This window comes from Cobetia sp. LC6 (genome assembly GCF_030264805.1).
GTDB lineage: Bacteria > Pseudomonadota > Gammaproteobacteria > Pseudomonadales > Halomonadaceae > Cobetia.
The window spans coordinates 33,611-52,109 of record NZ_JASSPL010000013.1 but is presented as its reverse complement, the minus strand read 5'-3'; the positions used below and the strand labels follow the sequence as shown (position 1 = coordinate 52,109).

Here is an 18,499-nt window from a genome sequence, read left to right as displayed (position 1 = left end):
ACTCATCATGAGCCAATTCGAACCCGCTCCCCCCACTCTGGCCACGACCCAGGCACCGGCGGACCGCCTGACGCGGCTGCTGCGGCCACGCCTGCTGCGCATGCTCGACAAGCTCGAGGGTGGCAGCCTGACGGTGCTGGAAGGTCGAGAGCGCCACGTGCTGGGCAAGGGCGGCGCGCGCAACGTCACGCTGCGTATCCATGACTCACGCGCGTGGCGGCGCATGGCGCTGGGTGGCACTGTCGCGGCGGCGGAGGCCTACATGGATGGCCAGTGGGAGACGGATGATCTGGTCGGACTCGTGCGCCTGTTCGCCTACAACCTCGAGCAGGTCAATGACTCGGTGGACAGCGGAACGTCGCGCCTGTCCAAGTGGGCGCTGAGCGTCGCCTACGCGCTGGCGCGCAATACGCTGGCGGGTTCGAAGCGCAACATCTCGGCGCATTACGATCTCGGCAATGACCTCTTCGAGCTGTTCCTCGACCGCGAGCACCGCATGTATTCCGCGGCGGTGTTCCCCTATCCCGAGGCCAGTCTGGAAGCGGCCTCTACCCACAAGCTGGAGAAGCTGTTCAACCTGCTGGAACTGGGGCCACAGCATCACCTGCTGGAGATCGGCACCGGCTGGGGCGGGCTGGCGATCCATGCCGCAAGAACACGCGGATGCCGCGTGACCACCACGACCATCTCCGATGAGCAACACGCCTATACCAAGGCGCGTATCGCTGCGGAAGGGCTGGAGGATCGCATCACGCTGCTCAAGGAAGACTACCGGGCACTGGAAGGTCGCTTCGATCGTATCGTCTCGGTGGAGATGATCGAGGCGGTCGGCCATCAGTATCTGTCGACCTACCTGAAGACGCTCGAGCGCCTGCTCGAGCCGGAAGGCCTGATCGCGCTGCAGGCCATCACGATTCGCGATCAGCGCTTCGTGGCCGCAAGCCGCGAGATGGACTTCATCAAGCGTTACATCTTCCCCGGCGGCTTCCTGCCGTCCCATGCGGCGATCCTCACCGCCATGCAGCAGGACACCCAGCTGAACCTGCTGCAGCTCGAGGATATCGGCCTGCACTACGCCGCCACGCTCAAGGCCTGGGGGCAGCGCTTCGAGGCGCATCTCGGGGAGGTCTATGCGCAGGGCTACGACGAGCGCTTCGTGCGCATGTGGCGTTACTACCTGGCGTACTGCGAGGGGGGCTTCCGCGAGCGCACCATCGGCACCTGCCAGCTGTTGCTGGGGGGGCCGGGAGCGCGCCCGGTACAGGCGGGGCTCCAGGATTGGGACGCCTGAACATGCTGTCCGAGCGCCTTGGAGCACTGCTCAATGCCGGTCTCTTTCAGCTCGGTTGGTTCTGCTGTGTGCTGGGAGGCTCGACGGTCGCCCTGTTGGCTACGCCGCTGATACTGGCCGTGCATCTATGGCTGATCGTGCCGACGAGTGAGCGCCTGCGCGAGCTGCGCTGGCTGGCCGCCTTCGTGGCGCTGGGGATGGTAGTGGATGGCAGCCTGTCACTGGCCGGCGGATACACCATCACCTCGGACACGCCTGGTTGGGCGCACTGGCTGCCACTGCCTGTCTGGTTGTGGTGTCTGTGGCCGCTGTTCGCCTGCACGATCCATCATGCGCTGCGCTGGTTGTGGCAGCGGCCCTGGCTGGCGGCGGCTGGCGGCGCCATCAGTGCGCCGCTGTCCTATTACGGTGGGGCGCAGCTCGCCAATGTGGCCCTCGCCGACTGGCTGCTACCGGCCCAGGCGCTGATCTGGGGCGGCCTGTGTCTGGGCATCGCAGGCCTTCGTGGCCATGCCGAGCGTGCCTGAGGCCGTCAGGCGGCCTTGATGGCCAGATTGCCGGCCTCGTAGCCATTGAGTCGCTCGATGACCTCCCCCGCGGGCGCCGGCCGCGAGAAGTAGAACCCCTGGATCCAGCCGCAGCCATTCGATACCAGGTATTCACGCTGCTCAGCGGTCTCGACGCCTTCCGCGATCATCTCCATGCCCAGGCCCTTGGCCATCGCCAGCACCGCCATGGTGATGGCGGCATCCGCTCGCTCGCCGGGCAGGCTGCGGATGAAGGCACGGTCCAGCTTGAGCTTGTCCACCGGAAGATCCTTCAGATAGGCGAGTGACGAATAGCCGGTACCGAAGTCGTCCACCGCGATCTGGTGGCCGCGGGCGCGCAGGGCGGCCAGACGCCGTGAGATGTCGCCGGCACGCTCATCCAGCAGTACCGACTCCGTCAGCTCCAGCCCGATGGAGCTGGCGGGCACGTCATACTCCAGCAACAGGCCCGCCAGTGAGGCTTCAAAGCCACCCTGGATCAGCTGCAAGGCAGAGACATTGACCCAGATGCACAGGCGGTGACCGGCACGCCGCCAGCTGGCCTGCTGCTGTACTGCCTCGCGCAGTACCCAGTTGCCCAGGCGCAGCATCAGGCCGTGGCGCTCGGCCAGCGGCACGAATTCGGCCGGCGAGATAGCGCCCCGCAGCGGGTGCTTCCAGCGCAACAGCGCCTCGACACTGGCGACCTTACCGGTGCTGGCATCGTGCTGACATTGATAGTGCAGCTGCAATTGCCCCTGGCTCTCGATGGCGACCCGCAGGTCATTCGCCAGCCCCAGCTGCAGGTCTCCACCCGCATCCAGTGCGGGCTGGAAGCGCATGTCGGTATTGCGGCCATGTCGCTTGGCGGCATACAGGGCACTTTCCAGGCGCTGCATCAGCACATCGGCGTCAGCGCCATCCTCCGGGGCGCGGCAGCTGCCGATCGACAGTGCCAGGTGCAGCGCCTGATCGCCGATCTCGAAGGGCTTGGTCAGCACCTGGCGCAACTCTTCCACCCAGGCGGCATGCTCGCCACCTGCCGTGGAACGGAGAATGACAAACTCGTCGCCACCGATGCGCCCGACCACGCCGCCACGCGCCAGCGCCGTCAGACGCTGGGAGAACTGCTGCAGCAGGCGATCCCCCCCTTCCGCGCCCAGGGCATCATTGATGCTCTTGAGCGCATCGATATCGATCAGTGCCAGGTCCATCGCCTCCCCTGCGCGCAGGCCATTGAGGCGACTGACCAGCAGGTCGCCCAGTCGGCGACGATTGGGCAGGCCCGTCAGGGCATCTTCCAGCCCCAGGCGCTGCAGGTCCTGCTCGCGTGCCTTGTGGCGGGTGATGTCGGTAAAGAGAGCGACATGAAAGACGTCGCCGCCCTGCTCGATACGGCGCGCCCGCAGCCACTCGGGGTATTCATCCCCCTGCTTGCGCTGATTCCAGACCTCGCCTTCCCAGTGACCATTGACCTCGAGCGCCTGGCGATAACGGGCATGAAACTCCTCGTCGTGGCGCCCCGAAGACAGCAGGGAAGGGTTGCGACCAATGATCTCTTCCGGTGCGTAACCGGTGATATGACTGAAGGCAGCGTTCACGGCCAGCACCCGATTGTGGCGATCACTGATCACCAGACCATCACTGCTCAGGTGCACGGCGGCCTCCAGAAGCTGACGATGCAGCAGCTGGCGACGACGCTGGCGCACGATGTCCAGACCCGCCAGAACGGCAGGCAGCAACGCGGCAAGACGCAGCTCGAGCCCCGGCAACCAGGGCAGCGCTGTCAAGGCAACGAGCGCCCCGATGATCAGGGGCCGATTGAAGTGGGCTTGCGGCCACATAAGCAGCTCTCGGTGAAAGGGGTCATCGGGGAGGATCCTGCATTTGCAGGGCGCGGGCCACTCTCGGCATGGCTCCAGCGGGTTGCGACCCATGCCGGCAAAGAGGACCCCGTGCGAATCACACACTAGCTCCTATCGACCACTTTCCCCCCAGCTGTAGGACTTATTTGCACCCGCTCTTGCTGCCCTTTAGTCTGGCCCCCACGTGCATTCAGGGGTGCCAGCCATTAGACTAGCCCCATTCAGGCGCTCAGGTGCCTCGTACGGCATTACCATCCCGCTACTCGGAATGACTCAGTGACCAAGCAACACTCCTTTACTCGCGACGAGCTGCTGGCCTGTGGCCAGGGCGAACTCTTCGGCCCGGGCAATGCGCAGCTGCCTGCTCCCAACATGCTGATGCTGGATCGCATCACTCACATCAGTGAGGAAGGCGGTAGCCACGGCAAGGGTCAGCTGATTGCTGAGCTGGATATCTCTCCGGACCTGTGGTTCTTCGACTGCCACTTCCCGGGTGATCCGGTGATGCCGGGCTGCCTGGGCCTCGATGCCATGTGGCAGCTGGTAGGCTTCCACCTCGGCTGGCTGGGCAATCCGGGCCGTGGCCGCGCGCTGGGCTGCGGTGAGGTCAAGTTCTCTGGCCAGGTGCTGCCGACTGCCAAGAAAGTGACCTACACCATCAACATCAAGCGAGTCATCACTCGCAAGCTGATCCTCGGCATCGCCGATGGTACAGTGACAGTTGACGGTCGCGACATCTATCAGGCCAACGACCTGCGCGTCGGTCTGTTCACCTCCACTGCGAACTTCTGAACGGGAGGCTCCCATGCGTAGAGTGGTAGTCACCGGGCTGGGCATTGTTTCCTGCCTGGGCAATGATCGCCAGCAGGTCCTGGAATCGCTCCGCGAAGGACGTTCTGGTATCCGCCGCAAAGAGGAATACGCCGAGCTGGGCTTCCGTAGCCACGTGGCCGGCGTTGTCGACATCAATCTCGAAGACCACATCGATCGCAAGCAATTGCGCTTCATGGGGGATGCTGCGGCCTATGCCTACATCTCCATGGCGCAGGCGATTGCCGATTCCGGTCTCACCGAAGAGCAGGTCTCCCATGAGCGTACCGGCCTGATCGCCGGTTCCGGTGGCGCTTCCTCCGCGAACCAGGTCGAGGCCGCTGACGTGATGCGCGCCAAGGGCCTGCGTCGTGTCGGTCCCTATCGCGTCACTCGCACCATGGGCTCGACCGTCTCTGCCTGCCTGGCCACGCCGTTCAAGATCAAGGGTATCAACTACTCGATCTCCTCGGCCTGTGCCACGTCTGCCCACTGCATCGGTAGCGCCGTGGAACAGATCCAGCTGAACAAGCAGGACATCGTGTTCGCCGGTGGCGGTGAAGAAGAGCACTGGACCCTGTCCTGCCTGTTCGACGCCATGGGCGCCCTGTCCACCAGCTACAACGACACGCCGGAAACCGCGTCGCGCCCGTACGACAAGACCCGTGATGGCTTCGTCATCGCGGGTGGCGGCGGCATGCTGGTGCTCGAGGAGCTGGAACACGCCAAGGCACGCGGCGCGAAGATCTACGCCGAAGTGACCGGCTATGGCGCGACCTCCGATGGCCACGACATGGTGGCACCGTCCGGCGAAGGTGCAGCACGCTGCATGCGTCAGGCGATGGCGACCGTGAATGGCGATATCGACTACATCAACACCCACGGTACCTCGACGCCGGTGGGCGATGTGGCCGAGCTCAAGGCCATCCAGGAAGTCTTCGGCGCCGCCAGCCCGGCAATGAGCTCGACCAAGTCGCTGACGGGTCACTCTCTGGGCGCCACTGGCGTACAGGAAGCCATCTACTCCATGCTGATGATGGAGAACGACTTCATTGCCGCGTCTGCCAATGTCAGCGAGCTGGATGACCGCGCCGAAGGCCTCGACATCGTCACGACCCGTCGTGATGGCGTCAAGATCGACCGTGTGCTGTCCAACAGCTTCGGCTTCGGTGGCACCAACGCCTGCCTGATTCTGGAACGTTTCCAGGACTGATTCAGCGCGCGTTCAGCAGACATGCAGTCCGCAGATTCGCGCTGGTGTGAGACACGAAAAGGCCGCCCTTCGGGGCGGCCTTTTTGGTGGCTGTCCGGTACTCGCTGGCAGCACCGGATGAATCAGGTGAGCAAAGGGAAGGCGCCAGACAGTCAGGCGCCGACGCTATCGGCCGCCGCTTCCTCTTCCAACGGCGGACGCTGGACGCTGGAGATTTCCTGCAGCTTGGCCTCGACCCAGGCCTCGACATCGGCGATCACCGCGTCCGGCTTGCGACCCGCCGTCTCGATGGCCGGGCCATAGGCGACATGGATGGTGCCCGGGCGCTTGATCCAGCTGTCATTGGGCCAGATCTCACCGGCATTGTGCGCCACCGGCACCACCGGTACACCGGCACGGCAGGCAATCGCGGCACCGGACTTGTTGAACTTCTTGCGAGTCCCCGGCGCGATGCGCGTGCCTTCCGGGAAGATCAACACGGTAAAACCGTCCTTGAGGCGCTGGGTGCCCACTGATAGCACCTGCTTGAGCGCCTTGGCCGGCTGGGTGCGATCCAGTGGGATCGGCTCCAGCAGCTTCAGCCCCCAGCCGAAGACCGGAATCTTCAGCAGCTCCTGCTTGAGCACGGTGCATAGCGGGCGCTTGGCCACCTGCAGATAGATAGTTTCCCATTCGCTCTGGTGGTTGGCCAGCAACACGCAGGCCCCCTCAGGCAAGGTGTCACGCCCGCTCACCCGCACCTTCACGCCACAGGTCAGACGGAACCACCACAGCACGATATGGTTGTAACTATGCAGGACACGGTAGCGCGCCTGTAGCGGAAGGCAGGCCGCCAGCGGCACCAGCACCACGGCACTTAGCAGCAACGCCATGAAATAACCTACATAAAACAGCACGCTACGCAGCGCATTCACAGGCACAGTCTCCACAGGTCAGATCGAATCAGAGCGAGATGAACCGGAAGCGCGCTGCGCGATCCAGTCATCCATCAGGCGGGATAGTTCGAGGCGCCACGGTTTCTGATGCACACCGAAGGTGTCCAGCACGCGGCGGCAGTTGAGCACACGCCGCAGCGGCGTACCGGCGTTGAGGGTCAGCGCCTTGAGCGGGCCTGCGGCCACCGTCTCGCCCAGCCCCTCGAGGCGGGTGATCAGCTGGGTACGCACGACACTGACGAAGGCGTAGGTACTGGTGGGCTCGGTGCCGGCCAGATGGTAGGCCCCCCAGGCACCCGCACCGCAGCGCTGTTGTTGGAGCATGCCGATCAACGCCATCGCCACGGCATCGACACTGGTCGGACAGAGGATGACATCCTCGGCGGCACGCACCTCTTCTCCCGCCAGCAGGCGCTCGATCAGCGTCGGCAGCCAGGCATCACGTCCTTCGGGACCGAACAGCGGGCCAAGACGTACGATCAGGTGATTGGGCAGCTCGGCACGGATGCGATCACCGGTCGCGATGACGCGGCGCAGCGCCGTATCGATCGGCGAGGGCACCTCATCCTCGTCGAGCAAGCCTTCGCCGCCCTGCTCGAACATCTGATCTGCCACGCACCATACCAGCGGTGTGCCAGTCTCGATGCAGGCGGCCAGCACTTGCTCCACCGCCTCGGCATGCGCCATCACCTCGGCAGGTGCGGAATCGGCCGGGCGTGCGAACGGTGGCACGATGACGACATCCGCCTGACTGGCGCGGATGTCGCCGGCATCAATACGGTCAGACTCGACGGCGTTGAGCTCAAGATCAGCGCGCGTACTGGCCGCACGAATCAGCCCCAGGCCAAGACAATGCCCGGCATCTAGCAGCAAGAGTTTCACAGGCAGGCTCCAGCAAACAGGCGCATCGCCGCAAGAGGCGACGATGCAAAGGTGTCATTCTATCAACCTTGCAGACTGGCTGCAGGCCCGTTGTTGCGTGGAGTGATGGGGATCAGCGGGGCGCCGATCGGGTGAGGACGGCCGATGCCATAGCCTTGCACGAAGTCGACACCGATCAGCTCGAGGGCGGGGATCAGCTCAAGACGCTCGACATATTCCGCCACCGTGATGATGCCCATCTGGGCACAGATGCCACAGATGGCGGAGACGATGGCGGCATCGAGGCTATCGCGAGTCAGGTTGCGCACGAAGGCGCCGTCGATCTTGAGCTGATTGACCGGCAGTTCCTTGAGGTAGGCAAAGGACGACATGCCGCTGCCGAAGTCGTCCAGGGCGAAGCTGCAGCCGAGCCGGCGCATGCTGTAGATGAACTCGCGCGCCTGGGCCAGATTGCTGATGGCCGCCGTCTCGGTGATCTCGAAGCACAGCCGCTGAGGCTTGACGGAGCTTTGCGTGACCAGCGCCGCCAGCTGATCGCGCATGCGCAGGTCACCCATGCTCTGACCGGAGAGATTGATCGCCAGCACGGCATCCGATTCGATGCGACCATCATCGGACTCCAGCACCTGCAGCGCCTGGGTGACGACCCAGATATCAATCTCGGGCATCAGGCCGAATCGCTCCGCCGTCGCCATGAAGTGCGCCGGAGCCAGGTGCTCGCCCGAGTCGTTGACGTAACGCAGCAGCACCTCGTAGTAGGGCTTGCTGGTGGCATCACTCAGCGAGCGGATCGGCTGGATGTACAGCGTGAAGCGATCATTCTCCAGCGCCTCGTGCAGCAGCGGCAGCCATTGCACCTCACGCTGGGCGCGCTCGAATCCCGCATCTCCGTCATGGTAGGCATGCACCTGGTTGCGCCCGCTCTGCTTGGCCATGTAGCAGGCCCCATCCGCCTGCCGCAGAACCTCGGAGGCCTGGACACCGCTCTCGACCGGTGCAACCCCGATGCTGACGCCCAACTGGAATGGACGCCCCTCATCGTAGTAGCGATAGGCACTGACGGCCGCACACAGCGCTTCGGCACGCTCGATGGCCTGCTCGCGAGAACAGCGATAGAGCAGCACGGCAAACTCATCACCCCCCAGGCGTGCCAGTACATCCGTTTCCCGCACATGCGCTCGCATCAGTGCGGAGAGCTCACGCAATACGGTGTCTCCGGCCGCGTGCCCGCAGGTGTCGTTGACCACCTTGAAGAAATCGAGATCCAGATACAGCAGCTGGTGAAAGCCGCCATCAGCCAGCGCCGCGGTGAGAGAGTCATCGAAGGCGGTGCGATTGTGCAGACCGGTCAGACTGTCGTGATGCGCCTGGAAGTTGAGGCGCCGAATCATGGCCTGGCGATAGCTGATGTCGCGGAAGACCAGTACGGCACCCTCGACATCCCCGCTGCGACGGCGCACGGGCGAAGCCTTGAGCTCCACGGCACATTCACTGCCATCGCGTGCCACCAGCAGCGTCTGGCTGGACATGTGCACCACTTCGCCGCGCTGCAAGACCCCTTCCAGCTGGCTGGAAACCGACTGCAACGTACCTTCATGGCGCAGCTGCAAGATGCGCGCCCAGGGGCGCCCGCGGGCCAACGACGGGTCCCAGCCACACAGTTCGGCAGCGATGGGATTGATGTGCTGGATATGGCCCTCGCGATCGAGGCTGATCACTCCCTCATCGATGGAATCCAGCATGACCGCGACCTGATCACGCTCATGACGCAGCTCCCGGGTCCGATACTCCAGCAGGCCATCCAGGCGCGAGCGGTAATGACGGCTGCGCCGCATGCGCTGCTCGGCACTGATGGCCAGTAGCGCCAGCCCCAGCACGGCCAGGGTCGCGATCGCGATGGCCAGAGCCAGCCACATGTTCTGCCCGGAGTTCATGCCAGCCCCGGCAGGAGAGATGATGGGCGTGGTCAGCGGCATCATCACCATCGCCTCCATGCCGATGTAATGCATGCCGGCAATGGCAAGTCCCATCACGCCGGCCGCCAGAGCCTGATAGGTGCGATTGGGGCGGCGCTGGCGCAAGAAGAAGCCTCCCAGCCACAGGGCCGCCGTCGCGGCCACCACCGCCACCACGATGGACACCGCGAACAGCAGCGGGTCATAGCGGTAAGGCATGTTCATCTGCATCGCCGCCATGCCGGTGTAGTGCATCGTGGCGATGCCGCCGCCCATGATGGTCCCGCTCGTCATCAACAGCATCGGCGTCAGGCGTGGCAGCGTATTCACCCAGAGTGCCAGCCCCGAGGCCAGCATCGCGATCAGCACCGACAATGCCGTCAGGCCGGGCGCATAGGTGACCGGAACCTGACATTCATACGCCAGCATGCCGATGAAGTGCATGGCCCAGACACCCAACCCCATCGCCACGGCTCCGCCCACCAGCCAGCCGAGGCTGGTGGCGCGCGAAGGGGCCAGCGCGACCTGACGAATCAGCTGCAGCGCTGCATGTGAAGCCAGCACGGCGACCACGATTGACAGGGCGACCAGTGGGTAGGAATAACTGCCATGCATGAATAACCTCGATCATCAGGGGCATGCCATAGTCGGCAAGACAGGGGCGGAAATCCGACAGCGGCGTCATATCGCCAGCACTCCCTCTGGAGTACCACGACAGGATTCTCAGACCTTGGATTGCCACCCGACAACATCGACAGCCCAGCGGCTTGATACTGAGAGAATACGGCCATGAAGCGTTTTTTGCACAACGCTCGTTTGCAACGCATGTATGAGCCGCAATGGACTGGCGCTCCCCCCCTTACGCGCGACAAAACCCACTGGATGTCACGCTCTGGTTCATTCTTCATGATCAGCGAAATTTCATGAAAAAACAGACGCTTGAAGAAATAAAACGGAAACCGTCTCATGGTTGATTCAAAAAAAAGCCCTCGCTGAGCGAGGGCCTTTCATCGTTATCGCTTGCGCATTCTATCGGCGCACAGGCGAAAGACTTTATTCAGAACGGGATTTCATCATCGAAATCATCGAAGCTGCCCGCGGGCGGCGCACCGAAGTTGTTGTTCTGGGAATTGTTCTGCTGGGCGGGCTGCTGGCCACCGAAGTTGTTGCCCTGCTGAGGGGCCGGCTGCTGACCACCGAACTGACCGCCTTGCTGAGGGGCCGGCTGCTGACCACCGAACTGGCCACCTTGCTGAGGGGCCGGCTGCTGGCCACCGAACTGGCCACCCTGCTGAGGCGCTGCGGCCGGTTGCTGGCCGCCCTGCTGAGGCGCCTGCTGCGGGCGACCACCAGCGAAGTTGCCACCGCCACCTTCACCACGCGTATCCAGCATCTGCATGTCGTTGGCCACGATTTCCGTGCTGTAACGGTCATTGCCGTTCTGATCCTGCCACTTGCGCGTCTGCAGGCGGCCTTCGATATACAGGCGTGAGCCTTTCTTGACGTATTGCTGGGCCACTTCAGCCAGCTTGTTGAACATCACCACACGGTGCCATTCGGTACGTTCCTGACGTTGACCGCTCTGGCGATCATTCCAGGTGTCCGTCGTCGCGAGGTTCAGGTTGCACACCGCACTGCCGGACGGGGTGAAGCGAACTTCCGGGTCTTGACCGAGATTACCGATCAGAATGACCTTGTTTACGCCACGAGCCATGAAGATTACTCCTGCAAATAGACCGGCGCGCCATGGGCACCGGAGAAGGTATCAAGTGCACCGGCAATGTATCGCCGATGTCAGAGTTCAGCTGGCAGGCACTTCCGCGCCTGCCGGAGTTTCGTCATCACGCTGGCGAGTGAAGCGGGCCAGCGCCTTGTCATCCAGTGTATCGCGTGTGACCTTGAGATAAGCGACCCGTTCCTCACGCACCACGAGCGCCTCTTCCACGCCGGGAATCGCCAGCAGGCGTGTCTGCAGCTCGACGGCTGACAATTGCGAGGCCTCGGGAGACAGGCCGATCACTTCACTGCCCAGATGTCGCGGCGGTTGCATGCCCCACACCACGGCCAGCCACAGAATGGCGACCAGCCCCATGGCGAAGAACACGCCGCTCAGACCGAAATGCCCGGTCAACCAGCCGCCCCCGACACCGCCCACGAAGGCGCCCAGGAACTGACTGGTGGAATAGACCCCCATCGCCGTGCCCTTGGCACCGGCAGGAGCCAGTTTGGAGATCATCGACGGCAAGGTCGCTTCAAGCAGATTGAAGGCAACGAAGAACAGCCACAGCAGGCCGAGGAACATCGCCAGCCCTGCATGCTCGATGCCATCGACACCCAGCAGCAGCAAGCTTGTCGCGATGGTCGCGACGGCCCCCAGAAAGACGGGCTTCATGCGCCGATACTTCTCGGCCACGATGACCAGCGGCAGCATGGCGACAAAGGCCAGCCCCATCAATGGCAGGTAGATCCAGCCATGATGCGCCGGAGCGATGCCGAAGTTGACCAGCTGCTGGGGAATGGCCACGAAGCAGGCGGTCAGGATCATGTGCAGCGCAAAGATCGACACATCCATGCGCAACAATGCGGAATTCGTGAGGATACCCTTGAGCTGGCGCCTATCAAGCCCCACATCCTGATGCTGACGCCTGGGCGCAGCTGGCACCAGCTTCCAGAGCACGAACAGGCTTGCGAGGGCCATCACGGCGGTCAACCAGAAGACCCCTGACAAGCCGAAGGCATCTGCGGCCAATGGCCCTGCGACCATCGCCAGTGCAAAGGCGACCCCGATCGACATGCCGATGGAGGCCATCGCCATGGTGCGAACCTCCTCTCGGGTCTGATCGGCCAGCAGTGCCATGATCGCTCCCGCCACGGCGCCGCTGCCCTGTAGACAGCGCCCGAGGATGATCATCTCGATGCTGTCGGCCGTCGCCGCGACCAGCGAGCCCAGGATGAACAACCCGAGCCCGAAGCCGATCACGGCCTTGCGCCCCAGTCGGTCTGACAGCCAGCCGAACGGAATCTGCAGCAATGCCTGGGTCAGCCCGTAGCCACCCAGCGCCACGCCGACCAGTGTCGGCGTCGCACCGGCGAGGTCACGGGTATAGAGCGCCAGCACCGGCAACACCATGAACAGCCCCAGCATGCGAGTCGCATAGAGGCTGGCAAGGCCGACGATGGCACGGCGTTCCGGCGCGAGCAGTCGAGAGGTTTTCATGGGCGGCGGCGGGCTCCGGAGCATGACAGTCAAGAAGAGGGAGGCCGACCACGTGGGTCGCCGAGATATGACGTCCAACGGTGGTCGCCCACCAATGGACTGCATATTCTAAGGCCCGCTTGGCGGCTTTGAAAGCATGCAGCCTTTGCCGGGTGTTTCACCCGCGCCTTATAATCGTTGCTTTTATCGACGCAGCCCGAGGTGGCAATGGACAGGATTCAGGTGAGGGGTGCGCGCACCCACAACCTCAAGAACATCGATGTCGAACTGCCGCGTGACAAGCTGATCGTGGTGACCGGACTTTCCGGTTCCGGCAAGTCATCACTTGCCTTTGACACTCTCTACGCCGAGGGACAGCGGCGCTACGTCGAATCACTGTCCACCTACGCACGTCAGTTCCTCTCAATGATGGAAAAGCCGGACATCGACCATATCGAGGGTCTGTCACCGGCGATTTCCATCGAACAGAAGTCGACCTCGCACAATCCGCGCTCCACCGTCGGCACCATTACCGAGATCTACGATTACCTGCGCCTGCTGTATGCACGCGCCGGTACACCGCGCTGCCCGGACCACGCGATTGACCTGGAAGCCCAGACCATCTCGCAGATGGTCGATCAGGCGCTCGCCCTCCCGGAAGGCAGCAAGCTGATGCTGCTGGCTCCCGTAGTCAGTGGCCGCAAGGGTGAGCATCTCCAATTGCTGTCAGAGCTGCGCGCTCAGGGCTTCGTGCGTGCACGCATCGACGGCGTGATCGTCGAGCTGGATGACCTCAAGCCGCTGGAGAAGAACAAGAAGCATGACATCGACGTCGTCGTCGATCGCTTCAAGGTGCGCGAAGACCTCAAGCAGCGTCTGGCCGAATCCTTCGAGACCGCACTGAACCTGGCCGACGGCAGCGCGCGCCTGCACTTCATGGATGGCGAACAGGAAGACCTCGTCTTCTCCTCGCGCTTCGCCTGCCCGGTGTGTGGCTATGCACTGGCCGAGCTGGAACCGCGCCTGTTCTCCTTCAACAACCCGGCGGGCGCCTGCCCGACCTGTGACGGCCTCGGCGTGAAGCAGTATTTCGATCCCGATAAGCTGATCAGCCACCCTGAGCTGTCACTGGCCGAAGGCGTCATCAAGGGCTGGGACCGCCGCAGCGTCTACTACTTCAGCCAGCTGCAGGCCGTTGCCGAGCATTACGGTTTCGCGCTGGAAGCGGCCTGGGAGTCGCTCAGCGATGAAGCGCGCGACGCCGTGCTCAACGGCAGCGGCCGCGAGGACATTGCCTTCAGCTACGTGAATGACCGTGGCCGCAAGGTGACCCGCGAGCACCCCTTCGAGGGCGTGCTGCCCAACATGGAGCGCCGTTACCGCGAGACAGAATCCAACATGGTGCGCGAGGACCTCGCCCGCTATCTGGCGGTCCAGCCGTGCCCGAGTTGCGACGGCTCGCGCCTGCGTCGTGAGGCGCGCAACGTCTATGTCGATGGCCGCACTCTTTCCGAGGTCGTGCGTCAGCCGATCGGTGAGGCGTGGGAAGAGTTCGGCAAGCTGAGTCTGCCGGGACGCAAGGGCGAGATCGCCGCCAAGATCGTGCATGAGATCCAGGCGCGCCTCGAATTTCTCGTCAATGTCGGCCTCGACTATCTGACCCTGGAGCGCAGCGCCGACACACTGTCCGGCGGTGAGGCACAGCGTATCCGTCTCGCCAGCCAGATCGGTGCCGGCCTGGTCGGGGTGATGTACATCCTCGATGAGCCGTCCATCGGCCTGCATCAGCGCGACAATGATCGCCTGCTCAAGACGCTGATCCACCTGCGCGATCTGGGCAACACCGTGATCGTGGTCGAGCATGATGAGGACGCGATTCGCGCCGCCGACCATGTGCTGGATATCGGCCCGGGCGCCGGCGTGCACGGTGGCGAGATCGTCGCCCAGGGCACCCCGGAGCAGATCGAGGCGACGCCTGGCTCATTGACCGGACAATACCTGAGCGGCGAGCGCGAGATTGCCGTGCCGCCCTACCGCCTTCCGGCCAACCCTGACAAGGTGCTGCGCCTGACCGGTGCCACCGGCAACAATCTGCAGGATGTGACGCTGACACTGCCGACAGGCCTGCTGACGTGCATCACCGGGGTCTCGGGCTCAGGCAAGTCGACGCTGATCAACGCCACCCTGATGCCGCTGGCCGCGCGTGAGCTCAATCGGGCCACCACCCTGACGCCCGCGCCCTACGGCACCATCGAAGGGCTGGACCTGTTCGACAAGATGGTGGATATCGACCAGAGCCCCATCGGACGGACGCCGCGCTCCAATCCGGCAACCTATACCGGCATCTTCACGCCGATACGTGAGCTGTTCTCCGGCACTCAGGAAGCACGCGCCCGCGGCTACAAGCCGGGCCGCTTCAGCTTCAACGTCAAGGGCGGCCGCTGCGAGGCCTGTCAGGGCGACGGCCTGATCAAGGTCGAGATGCACTTCCTGCCCGACATGTACGTGCCCTGCGATGTCTGCAAGGGCAAGCGCTACAACCGCGAGACGCTTGAAGTGGAGTACAAGGGCAAGAATATCCACGAAGTGCTGGAGATGACCATCGAGGAGGCGCTGGAGTTCTTCTCGCCGGTTCCGGCCATTGCCCGCCGCCTGCAGACACTGATGGATGTCGGCCTTTCCTACGTCCGCCTCGGCCAGAGTGCGACCACACTGTCCGGCGGTGAAGCCCAACGCGTCAAGCTGGCGCGCGAACTGGCCAAGCGCGATACCGGCAAGACGCTCTATATTCTCGATGAGCCGACCACCGGCCTGCACTTCGAGGATATTCGCCAGCTGCTGGTCGTATTGCACCGTCTGCGTGATCACGGCAACACCGTAGTCGTGATCGAGCACAACCTGGATGTGATCAAGACGGCCGATTGGCTGATCGACCTCGGCCCGGAGGGTGGCTCAGGCGGCGGTCAGATCATCGCTGAAGGCACCCCTGAGCAACTGGCCACGCAGGAGATCTCGCACACAGGTCGCTTCCTGGCGCCGCTACTGGAGCGCCAGAAAGCCACCAGTGCCACCTCGAGCAGCAAGAAGAAGGCCGAGACCAGCAATTAGGCGTCGGCTTACGCCCCTTCCGCTCCTCTGGCCCACCTCACCCCAGCCCATCCTCAACACATCCCGGGGCGAGGTGGACCTTCCGGAAAATGACACGCCAGTGTCACACGGCCAACTGTCAGGCATAAAAAAAGGCCAACCCGTGAGGGTTGGCCTTTTCTTGTGGACGAAGCAAGCCGAAGCTTACTCTTCGCCCGCTGCCTCAGAGGCAACCGGGCGATCGACCAGCTCGACGAATGCCATCGGGGCATTGTCACCGGCGCGATAGCCGCACTTCAGGATGCGCAGGTAACCGCCCGGACGGGAGGTGTAGCGCGGGCCGAGCTCATTGAAGAGCTTGCCGACCGCTTCCTTGGAGCGCGTGCGAGAGAACGCCAAACGGCGGTTCGCAACGGTGTCCTGCTTGGCCAGGGTGATCAGCGGCTCGATATGACGACGCAGTTCCTTGGCTTTCGGCAGGGTAGTCTTGATGACTTCGTGCTCTACCAGAGAGATGCACATGTTCTTGAACATGGCTTCACGGTGAGAGCTGGTACGGTTCAGGTGACGACCACTCTTACGATGACGCATGGTTGTGATTCCTTACCAGTCTGGGGCTTGAGCCGACCGGGCTTCCTTAAGCGGAAGCCTTGTCGTCCTTCAGGCTTGCGGGCGGCCAGTTTTCCAACCGCATGCCGAGGGACAGACCACGCGCGGACAGCACGTCCTTGATTTCATTCAAGGACTTCTTGCCGAGATTCGGGGTCTTCAGCAGCTCAACTTCGGTGCGCTGAATGAGATCACCGATGTAATAGATATTCTCGGCCTTGAGACAGTTCGCACTGCGAACAGTCAGCTCAAGATCGTCTACGGGACGGAGAAGGATCGGATCGATTTGATCTTCCTCTTCTTCGACTTCCTGTTCCTTGTCTGCTTCCAGATCAACGAAGGCGGCCAGCTGCTCCTGCAGGATAGTTGCGGAGCGGCGGATCGCTTCTTCCGGATCCAGTGTGCCGTCGGTTTCCAGGTCGATCACCAGCTTGTCGAGGTTGGTGCGCTGTTCAACACGCGCAGCCTCGACGGCATAGGAGACCCGACGAACCGGGGTAAAGGTCGCATCCAGCTGGAGGCGGCCAATGGCACGTGATTCGTCATCAGCAGAGATGCGTGCATCTGCCGCTTCGTAGCCGCGGCCACGAGCGATCTTGAGCTGCATCTTCAGCTCGCCACCATCATTGAGGTGAGCGATGACGTGATCCGGATTCACGATTTCGAGATCGTGGTCGCCAGCGATGTCGCCAGCAGTCACGATACCCGGGCCCTTCTTGTTCAGCGCCAGCACAGCTTCGTCGCGACCATGCATCTTGATGGCCACGTCCTTGAGGTTCAGCAGGATTTCGATCACATCCTCCTGCACCCCTTCAATGGCGCTGTACTCGTGCAGAACGCCTTCGATCTCAGCTTCCACGACGGCACAGCCGGGCATGGAAGAAAGCAGGATGCGACGCAGAGCATTCCCCAGGGTGTGGCCGAAACCACGCTCGAAGGGTTCGAGGACGATACGCGCGTGATGGGCGCTGACTTCCTCGACCTTGATATCGCGAGGACGGAGAAACTCTGTCACTGAGCGCTGCATAAGAACACCTTTAAGGCTGCCAAACGGATAATCTGGGTACTCCAGCCGGGCCGACGAATCGGCCCGGCGTTACATTACTTGGAGTACAGCTCGACGATCAGGTTTTCGTTGATATCGGCAGACAGGTCGCCACGCTCGGGGACAGCCTTGAAAGTGCCTTCCATCTTCTTGGAGTCGACGTCGACCCAGGAGACATCACCGCGGTTGGCAGCGAGTGCCAGAGACTGCTGGATGCGAGCCTGGTTCTTGGCCTTCTCACGAACGGTGACCACATCGCCAGCCTTCACTTTGAAGGAAGCAACGTTGACGGTACGGCCGTTCACGGCGATCGCCTTGTGGCTGACCAGCTGACGTGCCTCGGAACGCGTGGAGCCGAAGCCCATGCGGTAGACGACGTTGTCGAGACGAGTCTCGAGGAGCTGGAGCAGAACCTCACCGGTCGCACCCTTGAGGCGAGCGGCTTCTTTGTAGTAGTTGCGGAATTGCTTTTCCAGCACGCCGTACATGCGACGTACTTTCTGCTTTTCACGCAGCTGCAGGCCGTAGTCTGAAAGACGCTGACGGCGCTGGCCATGAACACCCGGGGGTTGTTCGGATTTGCACTTCTTCTCGAACGGAGTCACGCCACTCTTCAGGAAGAGGTCGGTGCCTTCACGACGAGACAGTTTGCACTTCGGTCCAATATAACGAGCCATGAGTCTGTCTCCTTAAACGCGGCGTTTCTTCGGCGGACGGCACCCATTATGCGGGATGGGGGTCACGTCGGTGATGCTTTGCACGCGGAAGCCTGCGGCATTGAGAGCACGCACGGCGGACTCACGACCCGGACCCGGGCCCTTGACCAGCACGTCGACGTTCTTCACACCATATTCGGCTGCAGCGGTCGCTGCACGTTCACTTGCGACTTGCGCAGCGAACGGGGTGCTCTTGCGAGAACCACGAAAACCCGAACCACCGGCAGTTGCCCAGGAAAGAGCATTGCCCTGGCGGTCTGTGATCGTCACGATAGTGTTGTTAAAAGAGGCGTGGATATGCGCGATGGCATCCACTACCTGCTTTTTAACCTTCTTGCGCTTACTCGGGTTAGCCATTAGATGTTTCC

The 18,499-nt window shown here is 62.8% G+C and carries 15 protein-coding genes; 5 read left to right on the top strand and 10 right to left on the bottom strand.

What is annotated here, in order from left to right; all coding sequences use genetic code 11:
- Positions 1 to 7: 7 nt before the first annotated feature.
- Both QQF40_RS14210 and QQF40_RS14205 read left to right on the top strand, forming a co-directional pair.
- Positions 8 to 1,291, top strand: coding sequence for an SAM-dependent methyltransferase (locus tag QQF40_RS14210; protein ID WP_285461696.1), 1,284 nt, complete (start codon positions 8 to 10; stop codon positions 1,289 to 1,291).
- 2 nt (positions 1,292 to 1,293) lie between these two features.
- Positions 1,294 to 1,818, top strand: a complete 525-nt coding sequence (locus QQF40_RS14205) for a DUF2878 domain-containing protein (protein WP_175090316.1) — start codon at positions 1,294 to 1,296, stop codon at positions 1,816 to 1,818.
- Between the two features lie 5 nt (positions 1,819 to 1,823).
- Here the strand turns inward: QQF40_RS14205 and QQF40_RS14200 are convergent, their stop codons facing one another.
- Positions 1,824 to 3,662, bottom strand: coding sequence for a putative bifunctional diguanylate cyclase/phosphodiesterase (locus tag QQF40_RS14200; protein WP_175090315.1), 1,839 nt, complete (start codon positions 3,660 to 3,662; stop codon positions 1,824 to 1,826).
- Positions 3,663 to 3,959: 297 nt separating this feature from the next.
- On the opposite strand from QQF40_RS14200, the gene fabA reads away from it, so the two are divergent.
- The gene (fabA, locus tag QQF40_RS14195; protein ID WP_043334808.1) at positions 3,960 to 4,475 is read left to right on the top strand and encodes a 3-hydroxyacyl-[acyl-carrier-protein] dehydratase FabA; all 516 of its coding nucleotides are present in this window, start codon (positions 3,960 to 3,962) and stop codon (positions 4,473 to 4,475) included.
- Positions 4,476 to 4,488: 13 nt separating this feature from the next.
- Positions 4,489 to 5,706 (top strand): beta-ketoacyl-ACP synthase I, encoded by a 1,218-nt coding sequence (gene fabB, locus QQF40_RS14190; RefSeq protein WP_043334810.1) that lies wholly within the window; start codon positions 4,489 to 4,491, stop codon positions 5,704 to 5,706.
- 152 nt (positions 5,707 to 5,858) lie between these two features.
- On the opposite strand, the gene QQF40_RS14185 is transcribed toward fabB, so the two are convergent.
- From QQF40_RS14185 to QQF40_RS14165, 5 genes are all read right to left on the bottom strand, one after another.
- Positions 5,859 to 6,578 carry a lysophospholipid acyltransferase family protein gene (locus QQF40_RS14185; protein WP_175090314.1) on the bottom strand — a complete coding sequence of 240 codons (720 nt, stop codon included), beginning with the start codon at positions 6,576 to 6,578 and terminating at the stop codon, positions 5,859 to 5,861.
- A gap of 60 nt (positions 6,579 to 6,638) precedes the next feature.
- Positions 6,639 to 7,523 carry a sugar nucleotide-binding protein gene (locus QQF40_RS14180; protein ID WP_175090313.1) on the bottom strand — a complete coding sequence of 295 codons (885 nt, stop codon included), beginning with the start codon at positions 7,521 to 7,523 and terminating at the stop codon, positions 6,639 to 6,641.
- 62 nt (positions 7,524 to 7,585) lie between these two features.
- Positions 7,586 to 10,093 carry a bifunctional diguanylate cyclase/phosphodiesterase gene (locus QQF40_RS14175; protein ID WP_285461695.1) on the bottom strand — a complete coding sequence of 836 codons (2,508 nt, stop codon included), beginning with the start codon at positions 10,091 to 10,093 and terminating at the stop codon, positions 7,586 to 7,588.
- A gap of 442 nt (positions 10,094 to 10,535) precedes the next feature.
- Positions 10,536 to 11,192 carry a single-stranded DNA-binding protein gene (gene ssb / locus QQF40_RS14170; protein WP_131432841.1) on the bottom strand — a complete coding sequence of 219 codons (657 nt, stop codon included), beginning with the start codon at positions 11,190 to 11,192 and terminating at the stop codon, positions 10,536 to 10,538.
- 87 nt (positions 11,193 to 11,279) lie between these two features.
- A complete protein-coding gene (locus QQF40_RS14165; protein WP_175090311.1) occupies positions 11,280 to 12,695 on the bottom strand; it encodes an MFS transporter in 1,416 nt (471 codons plus the stop codon).
- Between the two features lie 207 nt (positions 12,696 to 12,902).
- On the opposite strand from QQF40_RS14165, the gene uvrA reads away from it, so the two are divergent.
- Complete coding sequence (gene uvrA, locus QQF40_RS14160; RefSeq protein ID WP_175090310.1) at positions 12,903 to 15,782, top strand: excinuclease ABC subunit UvrA; 2,880 nt, start codon at positions 12,903 to 12,905, stop codon at positions 15,780 to 15,782.
- Between the two features lie 183 nt (positions 15,783 to 15,965).
- Here uvrA and rplQ read toward each other — a convergent pair whose 3' ends face one another.
- From rplQ to rpsK, 4 genes are all read right to left on the bottom strand, one after another.
- The gene (gene rplQ, locus QQF40_RS14155) at positions 15,966 to 16,352 is read right to left on the bottom strand and encodes a 50S ribosomal protein L17 (RefSeq protein ID WP_043334820.1); all 387 of its coding nucleotides are present in this window, start codon (positions 16,350 to 16,352) and stop codon (positions 15,966 to 15,968) included.
- Positions 16,353 to 16,398: 46 nt separating this feature from the next.
- Positions 16,399 to 17,397: a DNA-directed RNA polymerase subunit alpha gene (locus tag QQF40_RS14150; RefSeq protein ID WP_043334822.1), complete on the bottom strand. Its 999-nt coding sequence runs from the start codon at positions 17,395 to 17,397 to the stop codon at positions 16,399 to 16,401.
- 74 nt (positions 17,398 to 17,471) lie between these two features.
- Positions 17,472 to 18,092 (bottom strand): 30S ribosomal protein S4, encoded by a 621-nt coding sequence (rpsD, locus tag QQF40_RS14145; RefSeq protein ID WP_043334824.1) that lies wholly within the window; start codon positions 18,090 to 18,092, stop codon positions 17,472 to 17,474.
- Between the two features lie 12 nt (positions 18,093 to 18,104).
- On the bottom strand, positions 18,105 to 18,488 hold the full coding sequence (gene rpsK / locus QQF40_RS14140; RefSeq protein ID WP_043334827.1) for a 30S ribosomal protein S11: 384 nt from the start codon (positions 18,486 to 18,488) through the stop codon (positions 18,105 to 18,107).
- Positions 18,489 to 18,499: the final 11 nt, after the last annotated feature.